Annotated in this window: 23 protein-coding genes and 1 tRNA gene; 9 read left to right on the forward strand and 15 right to left on the reverse strand. The window is 72.4% G+C overall.

The features are described from left to right. Positions 1-8: 8 nt before the first annotated feature. The 4 genes from rplL to ACO229_RS18660 all read right to left on the reverse strand — a co-directional run bounded on the left by rplL (position 9) and on the right by ACO229_RS18660 (position 4,984). Complete coding sequence (gene rplL / locus ACO229_RS18645; protein WP_171103634.1) at positions 9-398, reverse strand: 50S ribosomal protein L7/L12; 390 nt, start codon at positions 396-398, stop codon at positions 9-11. Between the two features lie 84 nt (positions 399-482). After that, the gene (rplJ, locus tag ACO229_RS18650) at positions 483-1,013 is read right to left on the reverse strand and encodes a 50S ribosomal protein L10 (RefSeq protein ID WP_253835535.1); all 531 of its coding nucleotides are present in this window, start codon (positions 1,011-1,013) and stop codon (positions 483-485) included. Between the two features lie 322 nt (positions 1,014-1,335). Further along, entirely contained in the window at positions 1,336-3,933 is a 2,598-nt protein-coding gene (locus ACO229_RS18655; protein ID WP_423462425.1) for a CHAT domain-containing protein, read from the reverse strand. A gap of 142 nt (positions 3,934-4,075) precedes the next feature. After that, positions 4,076-4,984: a CHAT domain-containing protein gene (locus ACO229_RS18660; RefSeq protein ID WP_423462426.1), complete on the reverse strand. Its 909-nt coding sequence runs from the start codon at positions 4,982-4,984 to the stop codon at positions 4,076-4,078. 426 nt (positions 4,985-5,410) lie between these two features. On the opposite strand from ACO229_RS18660, the gene ACO229_RS18665 reads away from it, so the two are divergent. Continuing rightward, complete coding sequence (locus ACO229_RS18665) at positions 5,411-6,340, forward strand: hypothetical protein (RefSeq protein WP_423462427.1); 930 nt, start codon at positions 5,411-5,413, stop codon at positions 6,338-6,340. A gap of 362 nt (positions 6,341-6,702) precedes the next feature. Here ACO229_RS18665 and ACO229_RS18670 read toward each other — a convergent pair whose 3' ends face one another. The 8 genes from ACO229_RS18670 to ACO229_RS18705 form a co-directional block, all read right to left on the reverse strand. Beyond that, positions 6,703-8,229 (reverse strand): S8 family peptidase, encoded by a 1,527-nt coding sequence (locus ACO229_RS18670; protein WP_423462428.1) that lies wholly within the window; start codon positions 8,227-8,229, stop codon positions 6,703-6,705. An 88-nt stretch (positions 8,230-8,317) separates the two neighbouring features. Then, positions 8,318-8,878 carry a hypothetical protein gene (locus ACO229_RS18675; RefSeq protein WP_423462429.1) on the reverse strand — a complete coding sequence of 187 codons (561 nt, stop codon included), beginning with the start codon at positions 8,876-8,878 and terminating at the stop codon, positions 8,318-8,320. Further along, positions 8,869-9,501 (reverse strand): RNA polymerase sigma factor, encoded by a 633-nt coding sequence (locus tag ACO229_RS18680; protein WP_397417211.1) that lies wholly within the window; start codon positions 9,499-9,501, stop codon positions 8,869-8,871. The genes ACO229_RS18675 and ACO229_RS18680 overlap by 10 nt, the downstream gene beginning before the upstream one ends. 277 nt (positions 9,502-9,778) lie before the next feature. Further along, positions 9,779-10,495: a 50S ribosomal protein L1 gene (gene rplA, locus ACO229_RS18685; protein WP_397417213.1), complete on the reverse strand. Its 717-nt coding sequence runs from the start codon at positions 10,493-10,495 to the stop codon at positions 9,779-9,781. An 89-nt stretch (positions 10,496-10,584) separates the two neighbouring features. Beyond that, the gene (rplK, locus tag ACO229_RS18690) at positions 10,585-11,016 is read right to left on the reverse strand and encodes a 50S ribosomal protein L11 (RefSeq protein WP_020016098.1); all 432 of its coding nucleotides are present in this window, start codon (positions 11,014-11,016) and stop codon (positions 10,585-10,587) included. A gap of 71 nt (positions 11,017-11,087) precedes the next feature. Further along, positions 11,088-11,876, reverse strand: coding sequence for a transcription termination/antitermination protein NusG (gene nusG, locus ACO229_RS18695; protein WP_397417216.1), 789 nt, complete (start codon positions 11,874-11,876; stop codon positions 11,088-11,090). Positions 11,877-12,124: 248 nt separating this feature from the next. Next, complete coding sequence (gene secE, locus ACO229_RS18700) at positions 12,125-12,370, reverse strand: preprotein translocase subunit SecE (RefSeq protein ID WP_119139948.1); 246 nt, start codon at positions 12,368-12,370, stop codon at positions 12,125-12,127. A 102-nt stretch (positions 12,371-12,472) separates the two neighbouring features. Continuing rightward, a tRNA-Trp gene (locus tag ACO229_RS18705) sits at positions 12,473-12,548 on the reverse strand. Positions 12,549-12,777: 229 nt separating this feature from the next. On the opposite strand from ACO229_RS18705, the gene ACO229_RS18710 reads away from it, so the two are divergent. The 5 genes from ACO229_RS18710 to ACO229_RS18730 are packed head-to-tail and all read left to right on the forward strand — an operon-like array spanning position 12,778 to position 16,884. Further along, positions 12,778-13,713, forward strand: coding sequence for an ABC transporter ATP-binding protein (locus ACO229_RS18710; RefSeq protein WP_397417220.1), 936 nt, complete (start codon positions 12,778-12,780; stop codon positions 13,711-13,713). Further along, on the forward strand, positions 13,713-14,585 hold the full coding sequence (locus tag ACO229_RS18715; protein ID WP_423462430.1) for an ABC transporter permease: 873 nt from the start codon (positions 13,713-13,715) through the stop codon (positions 14,583-14,585). The genes ACO229_RS18710 and ACO229_RS18715 overlap by 1 nt, the downstream gene beginning before the upstream one ends. Beyond that, positions 14,575-15,936 (forward strand): sensor histidine kinase, encoded by a 1,362-nt coding sequence (locus ACO229_RS18720; protein WP_423462431.1) that lies wholly within the window; start codon positions 14,575-14,577, stop codon positions 15,934-15,936. Before ACO229_RS18715 ends, ACO229_RS18720 begins: the two co-directional genes overlap by 11 nt. After that, the gene (locus ACO229_RS18725; protein WP_397433038.1) at positions 15,933-16,544 is read left to right on the forward strand and encodes a response regulator; all 612 of its coding nucleotides are present in this window, start codon (positions 15,933-15,935) and stop codon (positions 16,542-16,544) included. Before ACO229_RS18720 ends, ACO229_RS18725 begins: the two co-directional genes overlap by 4 nt. Positions 16,545-16,587: 43 nt before the next feature. Then, positions 16,588-16,884 carry a hypothetical protein gene (locus ACO229_RS18730; RefSeq protein ID WP_397433037.1) on the forward strand — a complete coding sequence of 99 codons (297 nt, stop codon included), beginning with the start codon at positions 16,588-16,590 and terminating at the stop codon, positions 16,882-16,884. A gap of 1 nt (position 16,885) precedes the next feature. On the opposite strand, the gene ACO229_RS18735 is transcribed toward ACO229_RS18730, so the two are convergent. Continuing rightward, positions 16,886-18,859 carry a protein kinase domain-containing protein gene (locus tag ACO229_RS18735; protein WP_423462432.1) on the reverse strand — a complete coding sequence of 658 codons (1,974 nt, stop codon included), beginning with the start codon at positions 18,857-18,859 and terminating at the stop codon, positions 16,886-16,888. Between the two features lie 183 nt (positions 18,860-19,042). On the opposite strand from ACO229_RS18735, the gene ACO229_RS18740 reads away from it, so the two are divergent. Then, on the forward strand, positions 19,043-20,116 hold the full coding sequence (locus ACO229_RS18740) for an adenosine deaminase (RefSeq protein WP_423462433.1): 1,074 nt from the start codon (positions 19,043-19,045) through the stop codon (positions 20,114-20,116). A 140-nt stretch (positions 20,117-20,256) separates the two neighbouring features. Then, positions 20,257-21,327: a L,D-transpeptidase family protein gene (locus tag ACO229_RS18745; RefSeq protein ID WP_423462434.1), complete on the forward strand. Its 1,071-nt coding sequence runs from the start codon at positions 20,257-20,259 to the stop codon at positions 21,325-21,327. 57 nt (positions 21,328-21,384) lie between these two features. Here ACO229_RS18745 and ACO229_RS18750 read toward each other — a convergent pair whose 3' ends face one another. Both ACO229_RS18750 and ACO229_RS18755 read right to left on the reverse strand, forming a co-directional pair. Then, positions 21,385-22,578, reverse strand: a complete 1,194-nt coding sequence (locus ACO229_RS18750; RefSeq protein WP_397418926.1) for a UDP-N-acetylmuramate dehydrogenase — start codon at positions 22,576-22,578, stop codon at positions 21,385-21,387. Positions 22,579-22,736: 158 nt separating this feature from the next. Beyond that, positions 22,737-23,981 (reverse strand): MFS transporter, encoded by a 1,245-nt coding sequence (locus tag ACO229_RS18755; protein WP_423462435.1) that lies wholly within the window; start codon positions 23,979-23,981, stop codon positions 22,737-22,739. 90 nt (positions 23,982-24,071) lie between these two features. Between ACO229_RS18755 and ACO229_RS18760 the strand changes: the two genes are divergently transcribed. Beyond that, the gene (locus tag ACO229_RS18760) at positions 24,072-25,202 is read left to right on the forward strand and encodes a LacI family DNA-binding transcriptional regulator (protein WP_397433031.1); all 1,131 of its coding nucleotides are present in this window, start codon (positions 24,072-24,074) and stop codon (positions 25,200-25,202) included. The last annotated feature ends 30 nt before the right edge of the window (positions 25,203-25,232 follow it).

A 25,232-nucleotide genomic window follows, 5' to 3' on the forward strand; every position in this document is an offset into this window, starting at 1 on the left:
CCCTCAGGTCACTTGAGCGTGACGGTGGCGCCGGCGCCCTCGAGGGCAGCCTTGGCCTTGTCGGCGGCGTCCTTGTCGACACCCTCCAGAACGGGCTTGGGGGCGCCGTCCACCAGGTCCTTGGCCTCCTTCAGACCGAGGGAGGTGAGGCCGCGCACCTCCTTGATGACCGCGATCTTCTTGTCGCCGGCGGCCTCGAGGATGACGTCGAACTCCGTCTTCTCCTCGGCGGCGGCAGCGCCGGCGTCGCCACCCGCGGGGGCGGCCACGGCCACGGCGGCCGGAGCGGCGGCGGTGACGTCGAACTTCTCCTCGAAGGCCTTCACGAAGTCGGAGAGCTCGATGAGGGTGAGCTCCTCGAAGGCGGACAGGAGCTCGTCGGTGCTGAGCTTCGCCATGATGGCGTTCCTTTCGGTTTGCGCTCCGCGGGCCGGGCACGGCCCGCCAGAAGCAGGGGGTTTTGTTCTAGCGCGACCGCCTGATCAGGCGGCAGCGCCCTCCGATTCCTGCTTCTGACGCAGGGCATCGATAGCGCGGGCGACCTGGGCGGGCTTGGCGGTGAAGGCGTACGCGGCACGCGTCAGCGTGGCCTTCAGACCGCCGGCCACCTTGGCCAGCAGAACCTCGCGGGACTCGAGGTCCGCGAGCTTCGTGATCTCTGCGCTGGACATCGGGCGGCCGTCGAGCACGCCACCCTTGATGACCAGAGCAGGGTTCGCCTTGGCGAAGTCACGCAGACCCTTCGCAGCCTCGACCGGGTCCCCGGTCACGAATGCGATGGCGGACGGGCCCTTCAGGTCGGCGTCGAGACCATCGACACCGGCCTCCTTGGCCGCGATCCCCGTCAGCGTGTTCTTCACCACGGCGTAGGTTGCGTTGCCGCTGAGCGACCGACGCAGCTCCTTGAGCTGCGCGACGGTGAGCCCGCGGTACTCGGTCAGCACGGCCGCGCTGGAGTCGCGGAACTTGTCCGCGAGCTCTGCGACAGCGGCTGCCTTGTCCGGCCTCGCCATGGCAATCCTTCCGGTGGTGGTACCACCGGCTCCCTGGGGCGTGAGCCCCGGGCTTGGCCCCGGAACGAGAAAGAGCCCCGGCGCAGGCGCACGGGGCTCGGTTCGTGCAGCAGGGCTGCACTCGAGTTCGTCACCTGCGCAGGCCCCCGCTCTCAGCGGGACTTCGGTCTTCGACTGTCAGCGAGAGATGTCAAATCTCCACACCACAGACAGCGTCGGACGACCGGCGGTCTTGGGTTACCCGAGAACTATACATGGCGACGGGCGTGCCGCCGCACGGGCGCCGGGTGTCACTCACCACACGGAGCCGGCGAGGTCGGCGTCAGCGGGGCAGGGCCTCCAGGGACGCGAAGCACACCAGGGGCGCCGGGTCGGACTCGGGCGCGAGTGCCGCCGCCAGTGCCGCCTCGGGGTCGTCGGTGGCCCGGAGGTGGGCGTGGAACCGCGGCATCACCCGAGCGGCCACGGCGTCCGAGAGCGGGGCGACGGCGGCGACGACGGCGCGCGCGCCGAGGCGCAGCAGCACCGCCGTCAGGCCGAGCACCTCGCCGCCCACCACCTGGGAGGAGCCGCCGACCTCGCAGGCGGACAGGATCACCACCGACCCTGGCAGGCGCGCGCCGTCGAGCTCGTGGGCGAACAGTGGGCCGTCGGCCAGGTCGATGCTGGCGAAGAGCGGGTTGTCGGCGTCGTGCGTGCCGTGGGTCGCGAGGTGCACGATGTCGTGCGTGACGAGCGCCTCGCGCACGGCCGTGGTCGTGGCGGCGGCGCCGGTGAGGACCGTCGCGCCGGGCCACATCCCGCCGACCGCCAGCACCTCGCTCGCGCCCAGGGTCACGCCGGGTCCGTGGGCGGCCAGCAGTCGGTGGGCCTTTCCCGGGGCTGCGGGCGCACGGCCGCGTGCCATGTAGGAGCGCATCGTCGTACGTCGTCCCCGCCGGGACGGGAGCGCCGTCCACGGCACCCCGACGATCGGCTCACGGCCGACGACGTAGAGCGGGCCGTCGGCGTCCAGCGGCCGCGCCAGGAGCGCGTCGAGGGCGTCGAGGTTCCGGGTCAGGGAGCGCCGGGCGGCCTCGTGCAGGCCGGGCGGCACGAGGTCGTTGGCGCACACGCCGAGGTCGGCCCGGGCCCGGAGCACGCGTTCGGTGACCTCGGCCCGCGACCCCAGCTCCAGCAGTCGCGCGCCGTGCGCGTCGACGCGGACGCAGCGCAGCACGCCGTCGATCACGAAGAAGTTGGCGACGACGGCACCGTCGTCACGGGCGGCGAGGAGCTGCCGGACCTCCGCCGTCCCGGCCGGACGTTCCTCGACGACGTCGTGGTGGGCGCCGGTGCGGTGCCAGGCTCGCTCGCGCGCGGCCGCCAGGAGCCTGCGCGATCGCTCGAACAGGTAGGCGCGCTCGGTCGCGCTGTCCCGGTCGGTGAGCGTCCGGGCGCGGGCGACGAGGCCGCGAGCCTCGGTGACGAGCGCGCCGACGGCGGGTTCGTCCGGTGCGGTGGTGCCGCCCACCCCGGCGAAGGTGGCCCGCCCCCGCTCGACGGCCTCGAACAGCCTGTCCGGCCGACCGGTCTGCAGCGCGGCACGCACGTCGGTCCACTGCAGGTCGACGCCGTGCACGGCCGCGGCGGTCACGGACTCGACCGAGCCGAGGCCCACGCGGTGGTCGGCGAGCAGGCCGAGGCCCGCGCTCACCGCCTCGATGCCGGCCGACCGGTCGCCGGCAGCGAACGCGAGCTGCGCGAGCACCGTCTGCCGCTGGATCCGGGTGGACAGCGGGGCGTCGACGATGGCGGCCGGGAGACTGTCGAGCACGGCCCGGGCCGCGGGGACGTCGCCCGCCAGCAGGTACCAGTGCGCGGCGACGAACCGTGCGGTCAGGCCGGGATGCTGGCCGAGCAGGGGGTCCACCTCGTCGCCCGCCTCGGCGGCGGCCATGGCCTGCTCGGCCCGCTGGCGGGCGTCGTCGGGCACGGGGGCCTCGCCGCGCCGGATCGGCAGGAGGATCGCCTCCAGCTCGGCGACGCGTGCGACGGCGGCACGCTGCGGATGGCCGACGCCGGTGTAGTACCGCCGCGCGAAGGCCGCTCCCGCCCGGGCCTCGTCCCAGCGGTGCAGCGCCATGAGGCAGCGGGCGCGGAAGTACTCGGCCTCGGCACGGTGGTGCGCGCGGCCAGGCACCACCATGCGGGAGATCGCCTGGGTGAGGACCTGTTCGGCGTCCTCCAGCAGCCCGGCCTCGTAGAGGACGGCGCCGCGGCCGATGTCGAGCACGCCGTCGGCACGCTCCGGGTCGACGGCGCGAGCGGCGGCCATGGCCTGGAGCGCGCCCGGCAGGTCGCCGAGCGCGTACCGGACGAAACCCGTGTTGTGCAGGGCGAGGGACGCGATGCCGGGCAGATCGGCACGCATCGCCAGCTCGTGGCAGGCGTCGAAGTCGCGGAGCGCGGTGTCCAGCCGGCCGAGCTCGATGGCGGCCGCACCCCGGTTGAGCAGCGCGGTCGCATGGTCGCGCACGGGAAGCACCGCCACGTCCGCGAGCACCCGGTCGAAGGCCGCCACGGCGTCGACGAGCCGGCCGGCGCGCTGCAGCAGCAGGCCGCGCGTGCCGTCGACGACGGCGGTGAGCCGCCGCCGGACCCGCGGCGGGGCCGACTCGGCGCGGGCGTCGGCGTCGTCGAGCAGGGCGAGGGGCTTGTCCAGCGTCTCGCCGACGGCGTGGAGGGCGACCGCCTCCCCCGCCAGGGAACGGACCATGCCCTCCGCCCAGCGTTCGCGGTCAGTGGGACCGAGCGCTGCCAGATCGACGACACGCAGCCGGTCGAGGACCTCCCGGAACCGCGGCAGAGCATCGCCGGGCCGCGACCGGGAGTTGAGCTCCCGGGCGGCCAGCAGCTCCGCCTCGAGTTCCGGCCACATGCTTGTCCCCTTGCCTCTGCGGGCCCTCGTGGGGCACCGGGCGGGACACGATAGCGGGGCGGGACGGGCGCTGTCATCGCCCGCTACGACGGCGCAGGTCAGCGCGTCGGACTCGGGTGAAGACGATCGCCGTGGGGCGGAATCACCCCGCGGTGAGTCCCTCGACCGAGCTGAAGCAGACGAGAGGGACGGGCTGGGCGACGTCGGTCAGCGCGGCCGCGAGCGCCGCCTCCGGGTCGTCGGTCTCGCGCAGGTGGGCGTGCAGGCGGGGCATGACGCGGGCGGCGAGCTCGTCGGAGAGCTTGGCGACGGAGGCGATGACGGCGCGGGCGCCGAGGCGCAGGAGCACGGAGGTGAGGCCCAGGAGCTCTCCGCCGAGTACCTGGGTCGACCCGCCGACCTCGCAGGACGACAGGATCACCACGGACCCGGGCAGCGGTGTGCCGTCGAGCTCGTGGGCGAACAGCGGGCCGTCGGTGAGGTCGATGCTCGCGAAGAGGGGGTTGTCGGCGTCGTGCTGGCCGTGCGTGGCGAGGTGGACGACGTCGTGCGTGGCGAGGGCCTTGCGGACCTGCTCGGTGACGGCGTCCTTGCCGGTCAGCACGGTTGCACCGGGCCACTGCTCACCGACGGCCCGGGCCTCGTCGGCACCGTGCCGGACCCCGGGGCCTGCTGCGGCGAGCAGCTTGCGCTCGCCGGTGGGTCGCGCGTGGGTACGTCCGCGCGCGACGTAGGAGTTCACGGAGGTGCGCAGGCCGCTGCGAGACGGGAGCGCCGCCCACGGCACGCTGAGCAGTGGCTCACGGGCGACGACGTACAGGTCGCCGTCGGCGCGGAGCGGGGCGAGCAGGATGGCGTCGAGGGTCTTGAGGTTGCGCTCCAGGGACGCCGTCGCGGCGGCCCGCAACGGGGCCGGGATGAGGTCGTTGGCGGCCATGGCGAAGTCGGCGGTGAGGCGGCGGACGTGTTCGATGACCTCGTCGGCCGGGCCGATGTCGACCGCTGTGACGCTGGTGGCGTCGACGCGGACGCAGCGGAGGGTGCCGTTCATCGAGACGAAGTTGGCGACCACGGAATCCCCGCGCTGCCGAGCCAGGACGCCACGTAGCTCACGGGCGGCAACGGGTCGACGCACAGCGCCGGCGTTCCCTGCGTGCCGCCACGAGCGTTCTCGGACCTCGCCCTGGATCCGGCTCGCCCGCCGGATGAGGGGTTCGCGCTGCCTGGACTCGCTGGTGCCGAGCTCTCGAGCCCTTGCCAGGAGGCCACGTGCCTCCGTCAGGAGCGCTGCCGTCTTCGGATCGTCAGGTGGCGTGACGCGCCCTGTGCCCGCGAACGTGGCTCGACCGCGCTCCAAGGCGTCGAAGAGGGCAGCCGGCCGAGCTGTCTGAGCCGCTGCCTCCACGTCGATTCGGGTGAGGTCGACACCGTGCGCCGCGGCGGCAGTGACCGACTCGACAGATCCGAGGCGGCTGCGATGATCGGCAAGCAGGCCGAGACCAGCCCGGACCGCCCGCAGGCCCTTGGCCCGGTTACCTTCCGCGAAAGCCAGCTCTGCCTGCGCGGTGTAGTGCTGGATCCGCATCGTCAGCGGGGCGCTGGTGAGCGTGCGAGGCAGCTCCGTGAGCGTGTGACGGGCAGCGTCAAGGTCGTCGGCGAACAGCTGCCACTGCGCCGCGACCAGCCGCGCCGCATGGCCTGGATGCTGACCGAGAACCGGGCCGGCGGCATCACCCTCGCTCGCGGCGGCGAGCGCCTGGGCTGTCCGCCGACGGACGGTTGCAGGGCTGGGTATCTGCTCACCACGCCGCGCCGGGGCAAGTGCTGCTTCAAGCTCGAGAACGCGAGCCAGGACGGCCCACTGCTCGTATCCGGTCGCCGTGAAGTGCTTTCGCGCCCGTTCGGCGTACACAGCCGCCTCGTCGAACCGCAGGAGCGCGAGCAGGCACCGAGCCCGGACATACTCAGCAATGGCCCGGTCGGTCCGGAGTCCGGCCTTGGCCAGCTGCGGGATCGCCTCTTCCAGCAACGCCTCGGCCTCGTCGAGAAGACCTACCCCGTAGAGCACCTCGGCCCGTCCCTGCAGAGGGATACCGTCGTCCTGGTCCGGGGCGAGGTCGCGCGCGGCTGCCATCTCCGCGAGCGCCGCCGGAGCGTTGCCGAGCATGCTCAGGTAGTACCCCGAGTTGTGGCGGGCGAACGCGACGAGCACCCGTTCGTCCGCTTCCTCGGCGTGATGCACGGCCGCGAGGTTGTCAGCCACGGCCCCCTCGATGTCACCGAGGTCCGACAGGGCAAAGGCCCTGTTCAGATAGGCCATGGCGAGATCGCGGGACTCACTGGCGTCGCTCACAGCGAGAACACGGTCGAAGAGCCGCACCGCTTCTGCGGGCTCCCCCGCACCTAGCAGGAACGATCCCCTCTGTCCCGCCGCGACGGCCTCGATCCGACGTCGTTCGATCCCGTCGACCATCTGAGCGGCGGCCAGGGCGCCATCGAGCAGGTCAAGTGCTGCGGGAAGGTCCCCGGAGCACGCAAGGTCTGCCTGTGCAAGACCCATCCAGGAACGTGCCACGAGCCACGCCCAGGCGGTGCGCTCGTCGCCCGAAAGCTCTGCGTGGTCGTCTCGATCGAGGTCGCGAAGGAGTGCACGGAACTCTTGGCGCGCCCGACGTGGCCGAGCACGCACGTTCCACTCCCGCGCGCGCTCGAACCGCCGGCTGAGATCGTCGAGCTCCGCTCCGTACACTGCACCCCCTGGTCAGGACATCACACAGGCACCCCAGGCGCTTCGGCGTAGAGGTCCCCCACCTGGGTCACAGCATGCCAGGCGTCAGTGACACGACCCGGCGCGTCGGCGGCAGGCGCATGCCCGGCGGAGCGTCGGGCGAGGATCTCGGTCGCGAGCTCCCCGGCCAGCCGCGGAGCGGAGAACGACGTCCCGCTCCAGGTCCCGAACCCGTGTGTGAAGTCATCCGGGTCGACCGTGTAGCGCAAGCCATCCGCAGATCGGACGCCCTCCTCGGCGCCGTCAAAGGTCGTGGGCATCGTGCTCAGAACGTTCACGCCTGGGCGTACCGCTGCGATCCACGGGCCGTCGTTGCTGAAGTCGGCCAACGTACCGTCAGGGTTGGCCGCCGCCACACCGAGCAGCGGAGTGTAGTCAGGACAGATATCCTGGACGTCGCCAGGGACGACACCATCACGCGTTCGCCTGACAGAGGGTGCCCAGCCGGCAGGGAACGCCCTACGAGCGGAACCGTCGTTCCCCGCGGAGACCACAACCAGCACCCCTGCCCTTCGCAGGTCGCGGAGCCGGCCCCGATAGATGCCCTCGTAATCGTCGTCGTCCTCGGGGTGCTCCAAGTAATACCCGCTGGCAATGACGACGACGTCCACAGGGAAGTAGCCAGGAACACCTGCCAGCCCGCGCAGATGGAATTCGAGAAGACGCTCCACCGTCCGAGCGAAGTCCCACTCGGAGGCGGTCCCGTCGCCGCCATACACGCGGACCGGCAGGAGGGCCGCATCAGGACACGTCTGATGAATGACCCCGGCAATGAAGGTTCCATGCCCTGCGAACGGGTCGAGATGTGAGGCCTGGCCGTCGCGACGCCCCTCGCGTTCCGCGTCCACGTCGTCTTCCGGGTAAGTTCCGATGGGCTGCCCGTCAAGCGCGGCGTCACGCAGCACGACGCTCCCGGACCCGTCGAACCAGGGGTGCTGACCGATGCCGGTGTCCAGGACTGCCACCACTGGCCGGTCGATGCCGTCCCACGTCAGCAAAGGTGTGCTTCCGTCAGCCGCACGGACAGGTGCAGCACCCGGAAACGTCGCAGGAAACCGCTTGTCCGGATCGCCGAACCCGCCGTGATTTCTGTGGCCGGTCACCACGTGGTCCAGCGAAACGCGCACCCGGTCGTCACCAGCAGCTTCCGCGACTGCCGCAATCAGCCCCAGCGCATCCCAGTCGTCCCGTACCTCGTCGAGCCGCACCTCGACGTCGGGACGGGCACCCAGGACGTCCGCACCGTCTCGGGACGGCGCCTGGTCGAACTCCCCCGTCGTCACAGTCACGCCGTTCTCGCGGGCGCGCTGCGTGACCAGGTCCATAAGCGCCCGGTGCTCTTCGGCTGCACCGCCACGGACGATGACGCGGTCCCGTACGTAGCGGGTCGGAGCGACCTGTCCGCGGCCGGGAAGCCGGTCCGACGCCGGATCGACCTCCCGGACCGGCCGCCACCCCCCGGCATGGTCCCGTACGCGCAACTCCGACTCCGGCATGGGCTCACTCACAGCAATACCTCTCCATCGACAACGATTGCTCAGCGAATCCCGCCGCGCCCCTCGGCCGGATCATCAGGTGTTCGGTAAGTTCAGCAGCTCACAGCTCGATGACCGGCGTGCTCACGGCCCCGCCCCCGCCATCGGTCCGGCGCACCACCAGGCTCGCGCGCCCTCGCTCGACAGAGTCGAAGGCGAACCGGCCGTCTTCGTCGGAGGCCGTCGTCACGACGTCGACCCCCGGGCGGTGCAGCTCGACGGACAGGCCCGCCGCCGGGGCCGCCCAGCCGTCGATGCGAACGCGGCCGCCGGCAGCCGGCGACAGGCTGATCATCACGGTCAGCGAGTCGTGCGTGAAGGTGATGGTCTTGGCCTCGGCCGGTGCGGCGTCGTCGGCACGTGCTGCGGCGGCGGCCCCCCGGACGCCCGCGAGCGGCGTGTCGAGGTAGACCGCCTCCATCAGGTCGGCCTCCAGGCCGGCCAGCGTGATCGCGAAGAGCGAGCGCTCCACGAGATCGTCCGGCACGGGGTCCACCGTCTCCACCATCCGGGCGAGCCGGGTCAGCACCGCACCGTCCCCGGCGTCCAGCACGCCCTTCGGGTCGAACGAGAGGTCCCCCACGGCCTCGTCGTCCTTGTTCGGTTCCGGCGTCAGGTCCACGAGAAGTCCCCCTGCTCGTCGAGGATGGTGCGCAGCTTCGCCAGGCAGCGACCACGGGTCGAGCCGATGGAACCCATCGGCATTCCGATCGCCGCCGAGATGTACCGGTAGTCCGGCCGGTCGGCGAGCGACACCAGACGCAGCAGCTCTTGGCAGCGTCCGGGAAGTTTCTGGAGCGACGTCCACAGGATGCGGTCGCGCTCGTCGCGCAGGACCTCGGCATCGGGCAGCGGGTCCTTCGCGGGGAGCGACGCCGGGTGCTCAGGACTGTCGTCCGGGAGCTCGGTACGGCGCTTCTCGTCGTCGCGGTGCTTGCGCACGGCCTCCCAGGCGGCGCGCTTCGCGGTGACCAGGAGCCACTTCAGCACGGCCTTGGGCTCGGCGATGGTCTCCGCGTGCCGGACGAGGGCGACCCAGGTGCTCTGCACCACGTCCTCTGCGGCGTCGGGCTCGACGCCCTGCGCGCGGACCGTGTGCCAGAGCAGCGGTGTCGCCTCGCGCACCAGGTCGCCCAGCGCCTGGGGGTTGCCCTCGCGGTAGTCGGTCAGTGCGATCGCCGCGCGATCGCCGAGTGTGAGACCAGACCCGTCGACGTCGGGCAGGGCCTCCCTTGATCCTGTCATTGCACCACGGGATTCTCTGCTGGCGGATGTTTCCACATCCGGCACAGGACGTGGAGTACTTGGACCAGCCGAGTCTACGACCGACGCCGTGGCTCCGGGGAGGTGGAAGACCGTGCCCACCAGGCACTCCTCTCTCCTCGGCGCACGGCGGCAGGGTGCCGCTCACCAGACAAGAGGGACGAGGACCAGGTTCGATACATCGGACTGAGCACAGATCAAAAAGGCCCGCATCCCTGTCGGGATGCGGGCCTCCTTGTGCTCAGGAGAGCTGCTCGGCTCAGGCCGAGAGCTCCTCCAGCAGCTTGGTGGTCTTGCTCTGGTCCAGCGGGATGCCGGGGCCCATCGTCGTGGTCATCGTGGCCTTGCTGATGTAGCGGCCCTTCGACGACGACGGCTTGAGGCGCAGGACCTCGTCGAGCGCGGCGGCGTAGTTCTCCAGCAGCTGAGCCTCCGAGAAGGAGGACTTGCCGATGATGAAGTGCAGGTTCGCGTGCTTGTCGACGCGGAACTCGATCTTGCCGCCCTTGATGTCGGACACGGCCTTGGTGACGTCCATGGTCACGGTGCCGGTCTTCGGGTTCGGCATGAGGCCGCGGGGGCCCAGCACCTTACCGAGACGACCGACCTTGCCCATGAGGTCCGGCGTGGCCACGGCCGCGTCGAAGTCGGTGTAGCCGGCGGCCACCTTCTCGATGAGCTCGTCGCCACCGACCTCGTCGGCACCGGCCGCGCGGGCCTCCTCCGCCTTGGCGGCGTTGGCGAACACGATGACCTTGGCGGTCTTACCCGTGCCGTTCGGCAGGTTGACCGTGCCGCGGACCATCTGGTCCGCCTTGCGCGGGTCCACGCTCAGCCGGAACGCGACCTCGACGGTGGCGTCGTACTTGACCGTGGCGGTCTCCTTGGCCAGGCGGATGGCCTCGAGCGGCGAGTACAGGTTCTCGCTGTCGATCTTCTCCGCGGCGGCGAGGTACGCCTTGCTGCGCTTTGCCATGTTCCTCTCCTCTTGTGGTCGTAGCGGGCCTCGCGGCCCTGCCACTGTGGCGCCCGACGCCGTTCGCCGGGTCACCGTGGTCCTTCAGCTCACTCCGAGACGGTGATGCCCATCGAGCGGGCGGTGCCCGCGATGATCAGCGACGCGGCGTCGAGGTCGTTCGCGTTGAGGTCCGGCAGCTTGGTCGTGGCGATCTCGCGGACCTGGTCCTTGGTGATCGAGGCGACCTTGACCGTGTGCGGCGTCGCGGAGCCCTTGGCCACACCGGCGGCCTTCTTGATCAGCTCGGCGGCCGGCGGGGTCTTCGTGATGAAGGTGAACGAGCGGTCCTCGTACACCGTGATCTCGACCGGGATGACGTTGCCACGCTGCGACTCGGTCGCCGCGTTGTACGCCTTGCAGAACTCCATGATGTTCACGCCGTGCTGACCCAGCGCGGGGCCGATCGGCGGAGCCGGCGTCGCGGCGCCGGCCTGGATCTGCAGCTTGATGAGGCCGGAGACCTTCTTCTTCGGGGGCATGCGTTGTCTACCTTCTGTTGGGTGGGCCTACGCCGTGGGCGATGACCCGGTTGCAATGCTGGGACGAACGGTCAGATCTTGGCGACCTGGTTGAAGCCCAGCTCGACCGGGGTCTCCCGGCCGAAGATGGAGACGAGGACCTTGAGCTTCTGGGCCTCGACGTTGATCTCGGAGATCGAGGCGGGCAGCGTGTCGAACGGCCCGTCCGTGACGGTCACCGACTCGCCCACCTCGAAGTCGACGTGGACCGGGGCCTTGCCCGCGGTCGACGCCGCGGCGGCGCCCGCTGCGGGCTGGCCGCCCTGCGCCTGCTGCGGCAGCATCGACGGCGCGAGCATCGAGTAGATCTCGTCGAAGCTCAGCGGGACCGGCTGGTGCGTGTGCCCGACGAAGCCCGTGACACCCGGCGTGTGCCGGACGGCGCCCCACGACTCGTCGGTCAGGTCCATGCGCACGAGGACGTAGCCCGGGATGCGGACCCGGCTCACGATCTTCTTCTGCGCGTTCTTGATCTCGGCGACCTCTTCCATCGGAACCTCGACCTGGAAGATGTAGTCCTCCATGTTCAGGCTCTGGATGCGGTTCTCGAGGTTGGTCTTCACGCGCTTCTCGTAGCCCGCGTACGAGTGGATGACGTACCAGTCGCCAGGCTGGCTGCGGAGGGTCCGCTTGAACTCCTCGACCTCGTCCACGATGACGTCGCCGTCGGCGTCGACGACTCGCTCCTCGGTGGCCTCGTCGGGAGTCTCGGCGTCCGCAGGCACGTCAGCGTTCTCGGCGTCCAGGGGCGCATCGACGGCCGCCTCGTCGCCGTCGGGCGTCGAGGCGTTCTCCGTCTGGTCCAGAGAGTCCTGGGACACGAACGAACCTGCTTTCTCTTCGTGCGCCGGGGCTGCGCCCGGCACGGGTGTGCGTACCTCTACGAGCTGTATCCGCTCATTGTCGCGCGAAAACACCGCGAAGGAACAATCGGCGACAGGCGAGAACGATCACAGCGAGATACTGCGCAGCGTGCACCATGCCCTGGCGTGGCGCACCCCGACCGGATCGGGGCCGCAGGCCCTGGGCCGACGACGGTCGCCTCAGCGACCGGCCCGGATCTGCTCGGTCAGCCGAAGACCCAGCCGGCGAGCATGCCGAAGGCGTAGTCCAGCGCGACCACGAAGATCATGACCACGACCAGGAAGACCAGCACCACCGTCGTGTAGGTGACGAGCTCGGAACGCGTCGGCGACACGACCTTCTTGAGCTCGGCCACCACCTGGCGCACGAAGAGCGCGATACGGGCGAAGATGTTGCCGTTGCCCTTGCTCGGACGCTCCGCGGCGCTCTGGATCACCTCGGTGTCGCTCACTGCTACCCCACTCCTGTGGCCCGGCGCGCCCGGGCGGCGCGGACTGGCTTGCCAGGTCCACTCACGTGGGCCCGCTGCGCGCGGCCCCGCTGGGGTTCACGCTGGCAGGGTAGACAGGACTCGAACCTGCAACCTGCGGTTTTGGAGACCGCTGCGCTACCAATTGCGCCACTACCCTCTGTGTCCGATGCCTTGTCAAATGTCCACACACCGTGCCCCGAGGGGCGCAGGACATCAGGTGAGCATCGATCACCGAGGCACAACTGTACGGTACCCACGGCCGTAGGTCGAACCCGTTCCCACCAGCCCCGGGAACGGCCCCGGGAGCGGTGTCCACCGAACGACGGACACCAGGTGCAGCCGAACGGGCGTCCCGCCGCACCCGCCCCTCGGAGCATGCTCGCACCATGCAGAACAACGACTCCGGGGCCGTCCGGGTGCGCGGCCTCCGCAAGCGGTACGGCACCCCCCGCAGCGGGTACAAGGACGCCGTGGCCGGGCTCGATCTCGACGTGGCGCACGGCGAGATCGTCGCAGTGCTCGGCCCGAACGGGGCCGGGAAGACCACCACCATCGAGATCCTCGAGGGTTTCCGTGACCGGGACGCCGGCGAGGTCGCGGTGCTCGGCGAGGACCCCCGGCGCGCCGGCCGGGGCTGGCGGGCGCGCACGGGCATCGTCATGCAGGACTCGCGCGACATGAGCGAGCTCACGGTGCTGGAGCAGGTGCGCGCCACCGCGGCGGCCTACCCGGACGCGCGGGAACCCGCCGAGGTCGTCGCTGCAGTCGGCCTGGAGCACAAGGCACGGGCCCGGATGCGCATGCTGTCGGGCGGGCAGCGGCGCCGGCTGGACGTGGCGCTCGGGATCGTCGGCCGGCCCGAGCTCCTGTTCCTCGACGAGCCGACCACGGGTTTCGACCCGCAGGCCCGGCGCTCCTTCTGGGACCTCGTGACCGGCCTGCGCGACGCCGGCACCACGATCCTGCTGACGACCCACTACCTGGACGAGGCGGCGTACCTCGCGGACCGCGTGGTCGTGGTGCGGGACGGCGTGGTGGTCGCCGAGGGCACGCCGGACACGCTGGGCGGCCCCGCGGCGCGCACCCCCCTCGTCGCGTGGGAGCAGGACGGCGTGCGGCGCACCGAGCGGACCGACCGGCCCACGGCGCTCGTCGCCCAGCTGATCGCGGCGGCGGGGCCCGACCGCGAGGTGCCCGGCCTGTCCGTGACGCGGCCGACCCTGGAGGACGTGTACCTCTCCCTCATCGGCGAGCCCACCGCGGACGACGCCGCAGGCACGGACCCCGACGACAACGACGACGCGAACACGGAGGCGGCGTGATGAGCACGACGACAACGACGGCCGGCAGCACCGCCCCCACGACGGACGCCCGAGCCCGGCGGCTGCCCGGCACGCTCCGCCTCGGACTCGTGCGCGGCGGCGTGGAGCTGCTGGAGTACGTGCGCGAGCGCGACTCGGTCATCTTCGGCTTCGCCTACCCGATCGTCATGCTCGCCATCTTCGCGACGGTGTTCGGCGACGACGACCCGATCGTCGCGGACGGCGTCACGGTCAGCTTCGCGCAGTACTTCCTGCCGGGCATGGTCGCCACAGGGGTCATGCTCTCGACCTACCAGACACTGGCGATCTCGATCGCCGTCGACCGCGACGACGGCAGCCTCAAGCGGCTGCGCGGCACGCCCCTGCCCGCGACGTCGTACTTCCTGGGCAAGGTCTTCCTGTCGCTGACCACCGTGCTGGTGCAGACCGCGCTCCTGCTGGCCGTGGCGGCACTGGCCTTCGACGTCCCCCTCCCCGACGACCCGGCACGCTGGGTCACGTTCGCGTGGGTCTTCGTGCTCGGCACCGCCGCCGGGGCCGTGTGCGGCGTCGCGTACTCGTCGGTCCCCCGGTCCGGGCGGTCCGCGAGCGCCGTGGTCGTGACACCGCTCCTGGTGCTGCAGTTCACCTCGGGGGTGTTCTTCTCGGTCAGCCAGCTCCCGGACTGGATGATCGATCTGTCGTCGCTGTTCCCGCTCAAGTGGATCGCGCAGGGCATGCGGTCGGTGTTCCTGCCGGACGCGTTCGCGGCGGCCGAGCCGTCCGGGGCCTGGCAGCCCGGGGCGACGGCTGCTGTACTGGCGGCATGGCTGGTGGTCGCGCTCCTGGTGGGCACCCGGACGTTCCGCTGGCGACGGCACGATGACGGCTGACGAAGCCCGGCCCGCCGGCGAGGAGGAGCTTGCCGTCGACCGCCTGTACGCCGGGTGGGACCAGCAGGTGCGGTGGTGGGACGCGGCGTTCGGGGTGATCGTGGCGCTGACCGCCGTGGCCCTGGTCCTGGAGGGCACGCGGGGTGTGCGGCTCGCGGTCGCCCTGGCGGCGATGGGCGCGATCGTGGTGGCGTACGTGGCGTGGGGCGCGCGGGCGGCGCGGACCCGCGACCAGCGGCAGGCGAGGGCGTACCTGGTGGTCCTGGTCGTGGGCACGGCGGTGACGGTGTCACAGGGTGGGGTGGCGTCGCTGCTGCTGTTCATCGCGTTCGCGCAGACGTGGATGCTCCTGGAGTCGATCCGCCAGGGCGTGGCGGGCTGCGTGGCGCTGGGGACGGCGGTGGCGGGAGGCATCGTCGTGGGGTCGGGTTCCGAGCTGGCGGTGCTGGCCGAGGTGGTGCCGCAGATGCTCGTGACCCTCGTGTTCGCGATCGGGCTGGGCCTGTGGTTCCACGTGGCGATGCGGCGCGCGGAGCAGCACTCGCGCCTGCTGGACGAGCTGCAGGCAGCTCAGGCCGAGCTGGCGCGGACCAACCACGAGGCGGGTGTGCTGGCCGAGCGTGAGCGCCTGGCCCGGGAGATCCACGACACCCTCGCGCAGGGGTTCACGAGCGTGGTGATGCAGGCGCAGGCCGCGACGGCGGCGCTCGACGTCGGGGACGAGGGAACCGTGCGCGACCGTCTGGAGGTCATGGAGGACACGGCCCGGGAGAACCTCGCCGAGGCACGCGCCCTGGTGGCCGCCTTCGCGCCGGTCGCGCTCCAGGACGCGTCGCTCCCCCAGGCGCTGAGCCGGGTCACCGACCTCTTCGCGCAGGAGACGGACCTCGTGGTGGGCTTCCGGGCCGACGGCGTGGGGCCGCTGCCCCCGGCGATCGAGGTGGTGCTGCTGCGGGCCGCGCAGGAGGCACTGGCCAACGTGCGCCGGCACGCGCGGGCGCTCACCGTCGTGGTGCGGCTGAGGCGGACGGAGGACGAGGTGGTCCTGGTCGTGTCCGACGACGGCCGGGGCATCGCGCCCGGCGTACCCGACGGGTTCGGGCTGGCGGGGATGCGCGACCGGGTACGTTCGGTGGGCGGCACGCTCACGGTCACGCCGGGCGCCGACGGGGGCACGTACCTGTGTGCGCGGGTCCCGGTCGAGGCCCGCGTCGGTGCGGCGCCGGGCACAGCCGCCGGGACGGCGCCGGGCACACGCACCGAGCACGCAGCCGCACCCGGCGACGGCGCACCCAGTGACGACGCACCCGGCGATCACGACGAAACGCAGGAACAGGGGGTGGCCCGATGATCCGGGTCCTGGTGGTGGACGACCATCCGGTGGTGCGGTCGGGGCTGGCGGGCATGCTCAGCGTCGAGGACGACCTGGACGTGGTGGGTGAGGCCGGCGACGGTCAGGAGGCGGTGGCCCTGGCGGCGGAGCTGCGGCCCGACGTCGTGCTGATGGATCTGCGCATGCCCGTGCTCGACGGCGTCGCCGCGACCGCAGGGATCGTCGGGACGGGGCCGCGCGTGGTGGTGCTGACCACGTACGACACCGATGCCGACATCCTGCGTGCGGTCGAGGCCGGCGCCACCGGGTACCTGCTCAAGGACACGCCGCGCGCCGAGCTGGTCGCGGGCGTCCGGGCGGCGGCCCGGGGCGAGACGGTGCTGGCGCCGAGCGTGGCGACCCGCCTGGTCAGCTCGGTCCGGACGGCCGCGGAACGACCGTCGGCCCGGGAGGCCGAGGTGCTCGCCCTGGTGGCGCGGGGGCGGTCGAACGCGGAGGTGGGGCGGGCGCTGTCGATCACGGAGGCCACGGTCAAGACCCATCTGATCAGGGCTTTCGCCAAGCTCGGGGTGGCCGACCGGACCGCGGCCGTGACGGTCGCCCGCGAGCGCGGCTGGATCGCCTGACCTTTCGGGGACGGGTACGGGTCGCTGCCGGTACGTTGCCCACATGGACAACTCGGTCAAGAACGACATCACGGCACGCGTCGAGGCGGCGGTCGCATCAGCGATCTATGACGTCGCGCTGCCGATCGACACCCTGGGCGTGACCTTCCACGACGCCACGCTGGACGAGGTCACCGAGGCCTACCGCGCCGACCCGGACGCCGTCCTGGCCGCGGCCGACGCCCGGTTCGCGGCGCACATGGCGACGGTCGCGGCCGCGGCGTCGGACGAGGAGGCCGAAGGACCGATGCTCCGGGCCCGGGCCGCGATGGCTCTCAAGGAGCGCCTGAAGGCGCTCTGACTCACCGGCTGGTGGTGCCCGCCCCCGTCTCTCCACCGGCGCCCGCCTCGCCACCACCGGTCGGGTCCGGCGAGGGTTCCTCGACCGGGACGCTCGGGTCGGCGGACGGTTCCTGCGACGGCGTCGGCTCCTGCGAGGGGGTCGGCTCCTGGGAAGGAGTCGGCTCCTGCGACGGCGTCGGCTCCTGCGACGGGGTCGGCTCCTCGCTCGGGGTGGCCGAGGGCGACGGCGAGCTCGACGGCGTCGGGGTGGGGGTCGGCGACGGCGTGTAGGCCGGCGGCGGGGCCACCTCCTCGTCGGTCTCCGTCGGGGTGGGGGTGGGGGTCGGCGACGGCGTCCGGGAGGGCTCGGGCGACGACGGCGTGCTGCTCGGCGTCACCGCGGGCGCACCGCCGTCGTCGGAGAGCATGCCGGCGATGACCAGGCCGGCACCGCCGAACACGAGCAGCGCGAACACGATGATCGTGACCACGCGGCCCCGGCCGGTGGTCATCTTCTGCCAGAAGGACTTCTCTTCCTCCGGCGGGTCCACCACAGGCGGCGGCACGGACGCGGCCGCGTCCTGAGCACCGAGCGCGCCGACGGCGGCCGCACCGGCGGCTCCCGCACCGACGGCCCCGATCATGGTCGTGCGCTCGGTCTCGTCGACCACCTGCCCGAGCTTCATCGTGCCGGACCCGGCCGCGCCGGTGACCGGGTCGATGACCTCGGTACCTCCCGCACCCACGCCGAGCTGCATGGTCTCGTCGCTGGTGCCCATCCGGCCCGCGGGCCCGCCGAGCAGGATCGTCACGGTCTCCCGCATCGACTCGGCGGTCGGGAACCTGCGGTTGGGGTCCTTGGCCATCGCCCGCGACACGAGCCGGTCCACCGAGGCCGGCACCGCGGCACGACGGGCCGACGCCGCGGGCACGGGCGCGTTCACGTGCGCACGCAGCACGTCCTCGGCGTTGGCGCGCTCGTACGGCGCGTGCCCGGTCAGCGCGTAGTACGCGAGCGCCCCGACGGCGTAGATGTCGCTGCGCGCGTCGAGCGGCTTGCCGCGGGCCTGCTCCGGGGACATGCCGATGACCGACCCGGCCACGGTGTCGCCGTCACCCTCGCCGCCGGCCGGACGGGTGAGGCCCAGGTCGATCAGGCCCACGGCGTAGGTGCCGTCGGCGCGCTTGTCGACCATGACGTTGCGCGGCGCGACGTCGCGGTGCACCAGGCCGGCCGCGTGCACGGCGGCCAGCGCCTCCAGCAGGCCGTCGATGATCACCAGCGCGTCGCGCCAGGGCAGGCCGGCGTCGCCGGCGAGCTCGGACAGGGACACGCCCGGCATCCGGTTCATGACCGTCCAGGGCACGGCCGCGCCCGCGACGTCCTCCTCGCCCGAGTCCAGGACCTTCACGACACCCGGGTGGTCCACCTGGGCGGAGGCCTCGACCTCGCGGCGCAGGGAGGCGCGGGCGTTCTCGTCGTCGACCAGGTGCGGATGGAGCACCTTGACCACGAGCGGCTGGTCGAAGGGGTCCTCGGGCTCGTCCGGCTCCGGGGGACCGGGCACGTCCGGCGTCGCGTCCGCGTCGGCCTCGGCGGCCGGGGCGGACCCGTCCTCGCCGGGCACCGCGCCCGTCTCGACCTCCGCCGTCGCCTCGGCGTCGTCTGTCGCGGCGGCGCCCTCGCCGGACTCGTCGTCCTCGTCGGCGGCGGCGCCCTGCACGGCGGCCTCCTCGGAGGCGTCGCCCGCCGCGGCCGCATCGTCCGCGGCTCCGTCGCCGTCCGCGGCCCCGTCGCCGTCCGGTGCTCCGGTGGCCGCGTCGGCGTCGTCCGCCGGGGGCTCGGGAACGGCCTGCGGCGCTACCCGCTGCGCGTCGTAGACGGTGAAGGTCGCCCCGGTGCCGAGGACGTCGACCAGCTCGTACTTCTCGCCGAGGACGACGTGGACGGGGAGGTCTGCCGCGGTGTCCTCACCCGTGTTCTCTTCGTTCACTGGTTCACCGGTGTCCATGGGTGCGCATCGAGCAAATCAGTCATTTCGGCTATCTGGGGCATGTCCTTCTCAGGATACGTAGCGGGGCGCGAGCGCACCAACGATGACAGACGGGATGTGTGAGTAGTGCGGAGTATCACGATCGCGGCTGCCGCCACCCCGTCGCTTTGCCAGACTACGCAGATGCGCGACCTCGCACTTCTCCCCAAGGCGCACCTCCACCTGCACTTCACCGGATCCATGCGGGTGCCGACGCTCGTCGACATGGCCGCCGCATACGGTGTCCGGCTGCCCGAGGCGCTCGTCGACAACGATCCCTTGCGCCTGCCGGCCACGGAGCGCGGCTGGTTCCGCTTCCAGCGCCTGTACGACGCCGCCCGGGCGTGCGTGCGCTCCGAGGCGGACATGCGCCGCCTGGTCCACGAGGCCGCGGCCGACGACGCCGCCGAGGGCTCCCGGCGCCTCGAGATCCAGGTGGACCCCACGTCGTACGCACCGTTCGTCGGCGGCATCACGCCTGCCGTGGAGATCGTCATCGACGCCGCCAAGGCCGCGAGCGCCGCCCACGGCATCGAGGTGGGCGTGATCGTCGCGGCGTCGCGCATGAAGCACCCGCTCGACGCCCGCACCCTCGCCCGGCTGGCCGCCCGCCACGCCGGCGACGGCGTCGGCGACGTGGTGGGCTTCGGTCTGTCCAACGACGAGCGGCGCGGGGACACGTCACAGTTCGCGGCCGCCTTCGACATCGCACGCCGCGCCGGCCTGGCGGCCGTGCCGCACGGCGGCGAGCTGCTGGGGCCGGAGCACATCAGCGAGGTCATGCGCGAGCTCGTCCCCGACCGCATCGGGCACGGCGTGCGCGCCGCCGAGGACGAGCGGGTCCTGGCCGGCATCGTGGAGCGCGGCGTGGCGCTGGAGGTGAACCCGGGGTCGAACATCGGCCTGGGCGTCTACGCGGAGGCGGCCGAGGTGCCGTTGCGCACGCTGGTGGACGCCGGCGCCCTGGTCGCGCTCGGCGCCGACGACCCGCTCCTGTTCGGTTCGCGGCTCGTGGACCAGTACGAGATCGCGCGCGACGCCCACGGGTTCACGGACGCCGAGCTCGCCGCGCTGGCGGCGTCGTCCATCCGGGCGAGCCGGGCGTCCGAGAGCACCAAGGCGCGGCTCCTGGCCGACGTCGACGCGTGGTTGCTGGCGCCCGACCCCGCCGACACCCTGAACACCCTCCCGGCGCGTGGCACTGTCACGATTGGGTGACGATAGACCTACCCAACCATCCTGAGCGGCCGCGCGTCGGTTAGAGATACAGGACACTCGCGAGGGGACGACGTCGTCTCGCGGGTGCGGTGCCGCGCCACCCCAGAAGGTGCGGCCGAGGAGGAGTCACGATGCGGGTAATGCACGCAAGGCCGGCCCCTGGTGCGGGCCGGACCGTCGGCAAGAGGGTCCTGGGCACGCTGGGCGCCGTGGCGCTGACGGCGGGCCTGTTGTCCGCCTGCGGCGACCAGGAGGAGCCGCCGTCGGACGCCGGGGCGAGCAGCGCCCCGGCCGAGAGCAGCCCCGGCACGGATCCCGGGAGCTCGGCGGAGCCGGGGACCGGCGAGCCGACGGCCGGTGAGGACGGCACGGACGGTTCCGACGGCGCTGAGGGTTCCGGCGAGCCGACCGACGACGGTACGACGGCCGAGCCGAGCGACGACCCGAGCGACGCCGGGGACGGCGCGGGCAACGACGAGGACGGCACCGACGACGAGCAGCCCGGCAAGGGTTCGTCCCAGGGGGACGAGCAGTCCGGCGGCAAGGGCGACGGCAAGGGTGAGAACGAGGGCAAGGGCGACGGCAAGGACTCCGCGGAGGAGGAGAAGCCCGACTACGTGGAGCTCGGCGAGACGGGTGAGCGCGTCAGCGCCCTCCAGCAGCGGCTGCAGGACCTGGGGTACTTCGTGACCTCCGTCGACGGCGCGTTCGGCAGCGAGACGCAGCAGGCGGTGTTCGCGCTGCAGAAGGCCGGCGGCCTCTACCGCGACGGCGTGGTCGGCGACGTCACGCAGCAGGCTGCCGACAAGGGCGTGGTGCCGCGGGCGCAGACGTCCTCGGGCAAGGTGCTGGAGATCGACATCGACCGGCAGCTCGTGCTCGCGGTCGAGAACGGCAAGGTCGTCAAGATCATCAACGCGTCGTCCGGCAACGGGGAGACGTACGAGGCGAAGGGCGCCACCTACACGGCGTACACGCCGCGCGGCTCGTTCGCGGTGTACCGCGAGGAGAACCGGATGTACTCGTCGTCGCTGGAGCTGGGCGACATGTGGCGGCCCAAGTTCTTCACGGGTGGCATCGCGGTGCACGGCTCGGCGTCGGTGCCGGCGTTCCCGGCGTCGCACGGCTGCGTGCGTGTGTCGAACAGCGCGATGGACTGGATCTGGGACACCTGGGGCGCGCCGTCGGGCACGCCGGTGGTCGTCTACTGACGGGTCGGGCGCTCCGGTCACCTCGGTGACCGGAACGCCCGGCGCGTACGGGATCTCCTAGAGGGAGACGCCCACCAGGACCGTCTCCGGGACGAGGGTCACGCCGAACCGGTCGCGGACCCCGTCGCGGACCGCGCGCGCGAGCGCGACGACATCCTCGGCGCGCGCCCCGCCCCGGTTGGTCATGGCGAGCGTGTGCTTGGTCGACAGGCGGGCCGGGCTCTGCTCCCCCGCGAGGCCGAAACCCTTGCCGAAGCCGGCGCGCTCGATGAGCCATGCCGCGCTGGTCTTCACGAGCGTGGGGTCGACGGCGCCGAGGCTCGGACCGGTCGACGTCTCCGGCGTCGACGAGCGGACGGGGTACCGGGGGGCGTCCTCGGGCAGGTGCGCCAGGTGCTCCACGGGGATCACGGGGTTGGTGAAGAACGAGCCGGAGTTCCACCGGTCGTGGTCGGGCTCCGCACCGAAGGCGGGCCGGTCCAGCAGCATGCCCTTGCCACCGCGCAGGCCCAGCACCGTCTCGCGGACGTCCTTCATCGGCGCGCGCTGCCCCACCTCGACGCCGAGACGACGGGCCAGCTCCCCGTAACCCACGGGTGCCGACAGCGTGCCGAGCCGGAACTGGAGCTGGACGCTGAGCACCACGTACCGCGGCGAGGGGTACCAGGGCGCGAGCGGGTCGCTCTCGCGGCCCTCGCTGTGCATGGAGTGCTTGAGCAGCGACGTGCGGTACCCGAAGCCCAGCTCACCGACCGAGAAGGTCCGGACCCGCCGCTCGGCCCGGTCCCAGGTGCGCACCAGGGAGACCACGCCGGAGAGCTCCTGGCCGTACGCGCCGATGTTCTGCACCGGCGCGGCGCCGACCGTCCCCGGGATGCCCGACAGGGACTCCACGCCGACCCAGCCCTCGTCGACGGCACGCTCCACGAGCGCGTCCCAGTTCTGCCCGGCCGGGGCGCTGATCACGGCGCCGCCGCAGGTGTCGGCGGACTCGACGGTGATCCCGCCGCGGACATCGCGCACGACCACGCCGTCGAAGCCCTCGTCAGCCACCAGCAGGTTGGAGCCGCCACCCACGACGAGCAGCGGCACGCCGTCGTCGTCGGCGGTGCTCACCGCCTCGATCAGGGCTGCTTCCTCCTCGGCCTCGACGTACGAGGCGGCCGGGCCGCCCACGCGGAGCGTGGTGAGGTCGGCGAGGCTGGGCGCCACCGCTTGCGCCTGGACGGTGTCTGCCGGGTATGGGCTCACCGTGCAAGCCTATCTACCTGACGCGTTGGATTTGTGCACATCTTCGACATGGCGTGGGTGATGTCTGCCAAATCTGGAACCTTCCGGTGTCGGCAGACGTGTTCAATGCTCGCACTGGCGGGCCTGCCCGGCACTCCGGGGCCGTGCCCGTCCCTGCACTACCTCTTCACACCGGCCGCGGACGGCAGCGGACGGACCGAACGGGCCACGGCCAGGCCGAGCACCATCGGGACGAGCAGCACGAGGACCGCCAGTCGATAGCCCGTCGTGTGGGCGACGAAACCGATCAGCGGCGGCCCCACGAAGAACGCGGTGTAGGCGATGGTCGAGACCGCCGCGACGCGCATCGCGGCCCGGCGCGGCTCGTCGGACGCTGCGCTCATCCCCATCGGGAAGCCCATCGCGGCACCCAGCCCCCACAGGCCGACGCCGACCAGGGCCAGCCACAGCACCGGCACCAGCGCGAACGTCAGGACGCCGACGAACGCCAGGAGCGCGGAGAGCACGAGCACCGGCACGCGGCCGAACCGGTCGATGGCCCGCGTACCGGCCAGCCGTGCGGTGGTCATGGCCGTGAGGAAGACCGCGAGGCCCACGGCGCCCATGCCGTCGGAGGTGCCGAACCCGTCCACCACCGCGAGACCCACCCAGTCGTTCGCCACGCCTTCCGTCAGCGCGGCGGCCAGCACCACGAGGCCGATGGCCAGGGTGCGCGACTCACGCCACGCGGCGACCAGCCCCGCCACGCCGGACGACGGCGGGGTCACCTCCCCCGGGTCGGCGCCGTCCGCGCCGGTCGTCCCCGCGGTCGCCGTGCCGTCGGGCAGCGCTGCCGCGACCACGCTCGGCGAGAACCAGCGGGTCCCGATCACCACCGAGGCGAACGCCACGACACCGGCCGCCACCAGGTGCCAGAGCACCGGGACGCCCGCCGTCGCCACGAGGGCCCCGACGCCCGCCCCGAGCACCGTGCCGAACGAGAAGCCGGCGTGGAAGATCGGCATCACCGCGCGTCCCAGCCGCTGCTCCACGGCGGCACCCTCGAGGTTCATCGCCGCGTCCCACACGCCGGCGCCCACCCCGAACAGGACCAGGCCGAGCCGCACCGCGAGGTGCTCGCCCTGCGCCACCCCGATGCCCGCGACGGTCAGGCCGACGACCAGGAGCCCGGCGAACGAGAGGACCGTCCGCGCGGTACCGATCCGCTCGGCGACCAGCCCCGACAGGGGGATCGCCGCGACCGAGCCGATGGAGCCGGTGAGCAGGAGCAGGCCCATGTCCTGCTCGGAGAAGGAGAGGCCGTCGCGTACGGCCGGCAGGCGGGACGCCCAGCTCGCGAACGCGAACCCGCTGGCGGCGAAGACCACGAAGACCGCGCGGGCGGCGGCGTGTGCAGTAGGCACGGAACTCCTCGGTGCGATTGAATCTCCCGACCGTAGGCCACAACCTGGGATCAGCCCAGCCGATTCCGCGAGGCGAGAGAAGGACACGCGATGAGCCGCCAGACCGTACGACCGACCCTCGCCCGGGTCGCCGAGCTGGCAGGTGTCTCCGTCTCCACCGCCTCGCTCGCCTTCTCCGGCGCCGGCCCGATCACTCCCGAGACGCGGGAGAAGGTGCTGGCCGCGGCGCGCGAGCTCGACTACTCCGGGCCCAACCCGCTCGGGCGGCAGCTCAGGTCGGGCCGGTCCGGCATCGTGGGCGTGGTGATCGGCGACCAGCTCGGCCGGTCCTTCCGCGACCCGGTCTCGACCCAGGTGCTGCACGGCCTGGTCTCCGCCATCGGCGAGCAGGGGCTCGGGGTGCTGCTCATCCCCGGCATGCCGCAGGGCGCCACCGCGCAGTCCGTGGGGCTCGCCGCCGAGGCGGGGCTGCCCGCCGCCGTCGACCCGCTGGTCGAGGCCGCCGCGATGGACGTGGCCGTGCTCGTCTGGGGGACGCTGCCGGACGACCCGAACCTCGCGGCGCTGCAGCGCCGGGGCGTGCCGGTCGTGATCGGCGAGGGGCAGGACGTACCCGGCGTGCCCGTGGTCGGCGTCGACGACCGGCACGGTGCCGCCGAGGCCGTGCGGCACCTCGTCGAGCTGGGGCACACACGGATCGCGGAGATCGCGCTGCCGTTCGGGCGGGACGAGCGGTCGGGCCTGGTCGACGCCGACCGCCTGGCCGCCGCGGAACGCACCCCCACCCGCAACCGGCTGGCCGGCGTGCGCGACGTCATCGAGCCGGTCATGTCGTGGGAGACGCCGGCGTCGCTCGTGGAGCACGGGCGCGACGCGGCCACCGAGATCCTGTCCGAGTGGGCTCCTGCACGGGACCGGCCGACGGCGATCGTCGCGCACTCCGACCTGCTGGCCGCCGGGGCCGTCATCGCGGCGCGTGAGCTCGGCCTGCGGGTCCCCGAGGACGTGTCCGTGGCCGGGTTCGACGGGCTCGACCTGCCGTGGCTGTCCCCCGACGTGCTCACCAGCGTGCACCAGCCGCTCGTCGAGAAGGGCCGGGCGCTCGGCATGGCCGTCGTCGCGCTGCTCGCCGGGGAGGAGCCGGAGTCGGTGCTGCTCCCGGTCACCCTCGTGGAGGGCACCACGACGGGCCCGGTCCCGGACCTGAGCGACCTCCCGTGACACACCCCGTCGAGTGCGGGATGTTCGCGC

The sequence above is a fragment of the Promicromonospora sp. MS192 genome (assembly GCF_049532985.1).
Taxonomy (GTDB): domain Bacteria; phylum Actinomycetota; class Actinomycetes; order Actinomycetales; family Cellulomonadaceae; genus Promicromonospora.

Bases quoted from the DNA above. Each gene is read 5' to 3' on its own strand.
- ACO229_RS18715 (WP_423462430.1), top strand. From the start codon at position 13,713: ATGAGCACGACGACAACGACGGCCGGCAGCACCGCCCCCACGACGGAC.
- ACO229_RS18745 (WP_423462434.1), top strand. From the start codon at position 20,257: ATGCACGCAAGGCCGGCCCCTGGTGCGGGCCGGACCGTCGGCAAGAGG.
- ACO229_RS18665 (WP_423462427.1), top strand. From the start codon at position 5,411: ATGATCGGCAAGCAGGCCGAGACCAGCCCGGACCGCCCGCAGGCCCTT.
- rplJ (WP_253835535.1), bottom strand. From the start codon at position 1,013: ATGGCGAGGCCGGACAAGGCAGCCGCTGTCGCAGAGCTCGCGGACAAG.
- ACO229_RS18660 (WP_423462426.1), bottom strand. From the start codon at position 4,984: ATGAACGGCACCCTCCGCTGCGTCCGCGTCGACGCCACCAGCGTCACA.
- ACO229_RS18710 (WP_397417220.1), top strand. From the start codon at position 12,778: ATGCAGAACAACGACTCCGGGGCCGTCCGGGTGCGCGGCCTCCGCAAG.
- ACO229_RS18730 (WP_397433037.1), top strand. From the start codon at position 16,588: ATGGACAACTCGGTCAAGAACGACATCACGGCACGCGTCGAGGCGGCG.
- ACO229_RS18760 (WP_397433031.1), top strand. From the start codon at position 24,072: ATGAGCCGCCAGACCGTACGACCGACCCTCGCCCGGGTCGCCGAGCTG.
- rplL (WP_171103634.1), bottom strand. From the start codon at position 398: ATGGCGAAGCTCAGCACCGACGAGCTCCTGTCCGCCTTCGAGGAGCTC.
- ACO229_RS18740 (WP_423462433.1), top strand. From the start codon at position 19,043: ATGCGCGACCTCGCACTTCTCCCCAAGGCGCACCTCCACCTGCACTTC.
- ACO229_RS18720 (WP_423462431.1), top strand. From the start codon at position 14,575: ATGACGGCTGACGAAGCCCGGCCCGCCGGCGAGGAGGAGCTTGCCGTC.
- ACO229_RS18680 (WP_397417211.1), bottom strand. From the start codon at position 9,501: ATGACAGGATCAAGGGAGGCCCTGCCCGACGTCGACGGGTCTGGTCTC.
- rplK (WP_020016098.1), bottom strand. From the start codon at position 11,016: ATGCCCCCGAAGAAGAAGGTCTCCGGCCTCATCAAGCTGCAGATCCAG.
- rplA (WP_397417213.1), bottom strand. From the start codon at position 10,495: ATGGCAAAGCGCAGCAAGGCGTACCTCGCCGCCGCGGAGAAGATCGAC.
- ACO229_RS18725 (WP_397433038.1), top strand. From the start codon at position 15,933: ATGATCCGGGTCCTGGTGGTGGACGACCATCCGGTGGTGCGGTCGGGG.
- ACO229_RS18655 (WP_423462425.1), bottom strand. From the start codon at position 3,933: ATGTGGCCGGAACTCGAGGCGGAGCTGCTGGCCGCCCGGGAGCTCAAC.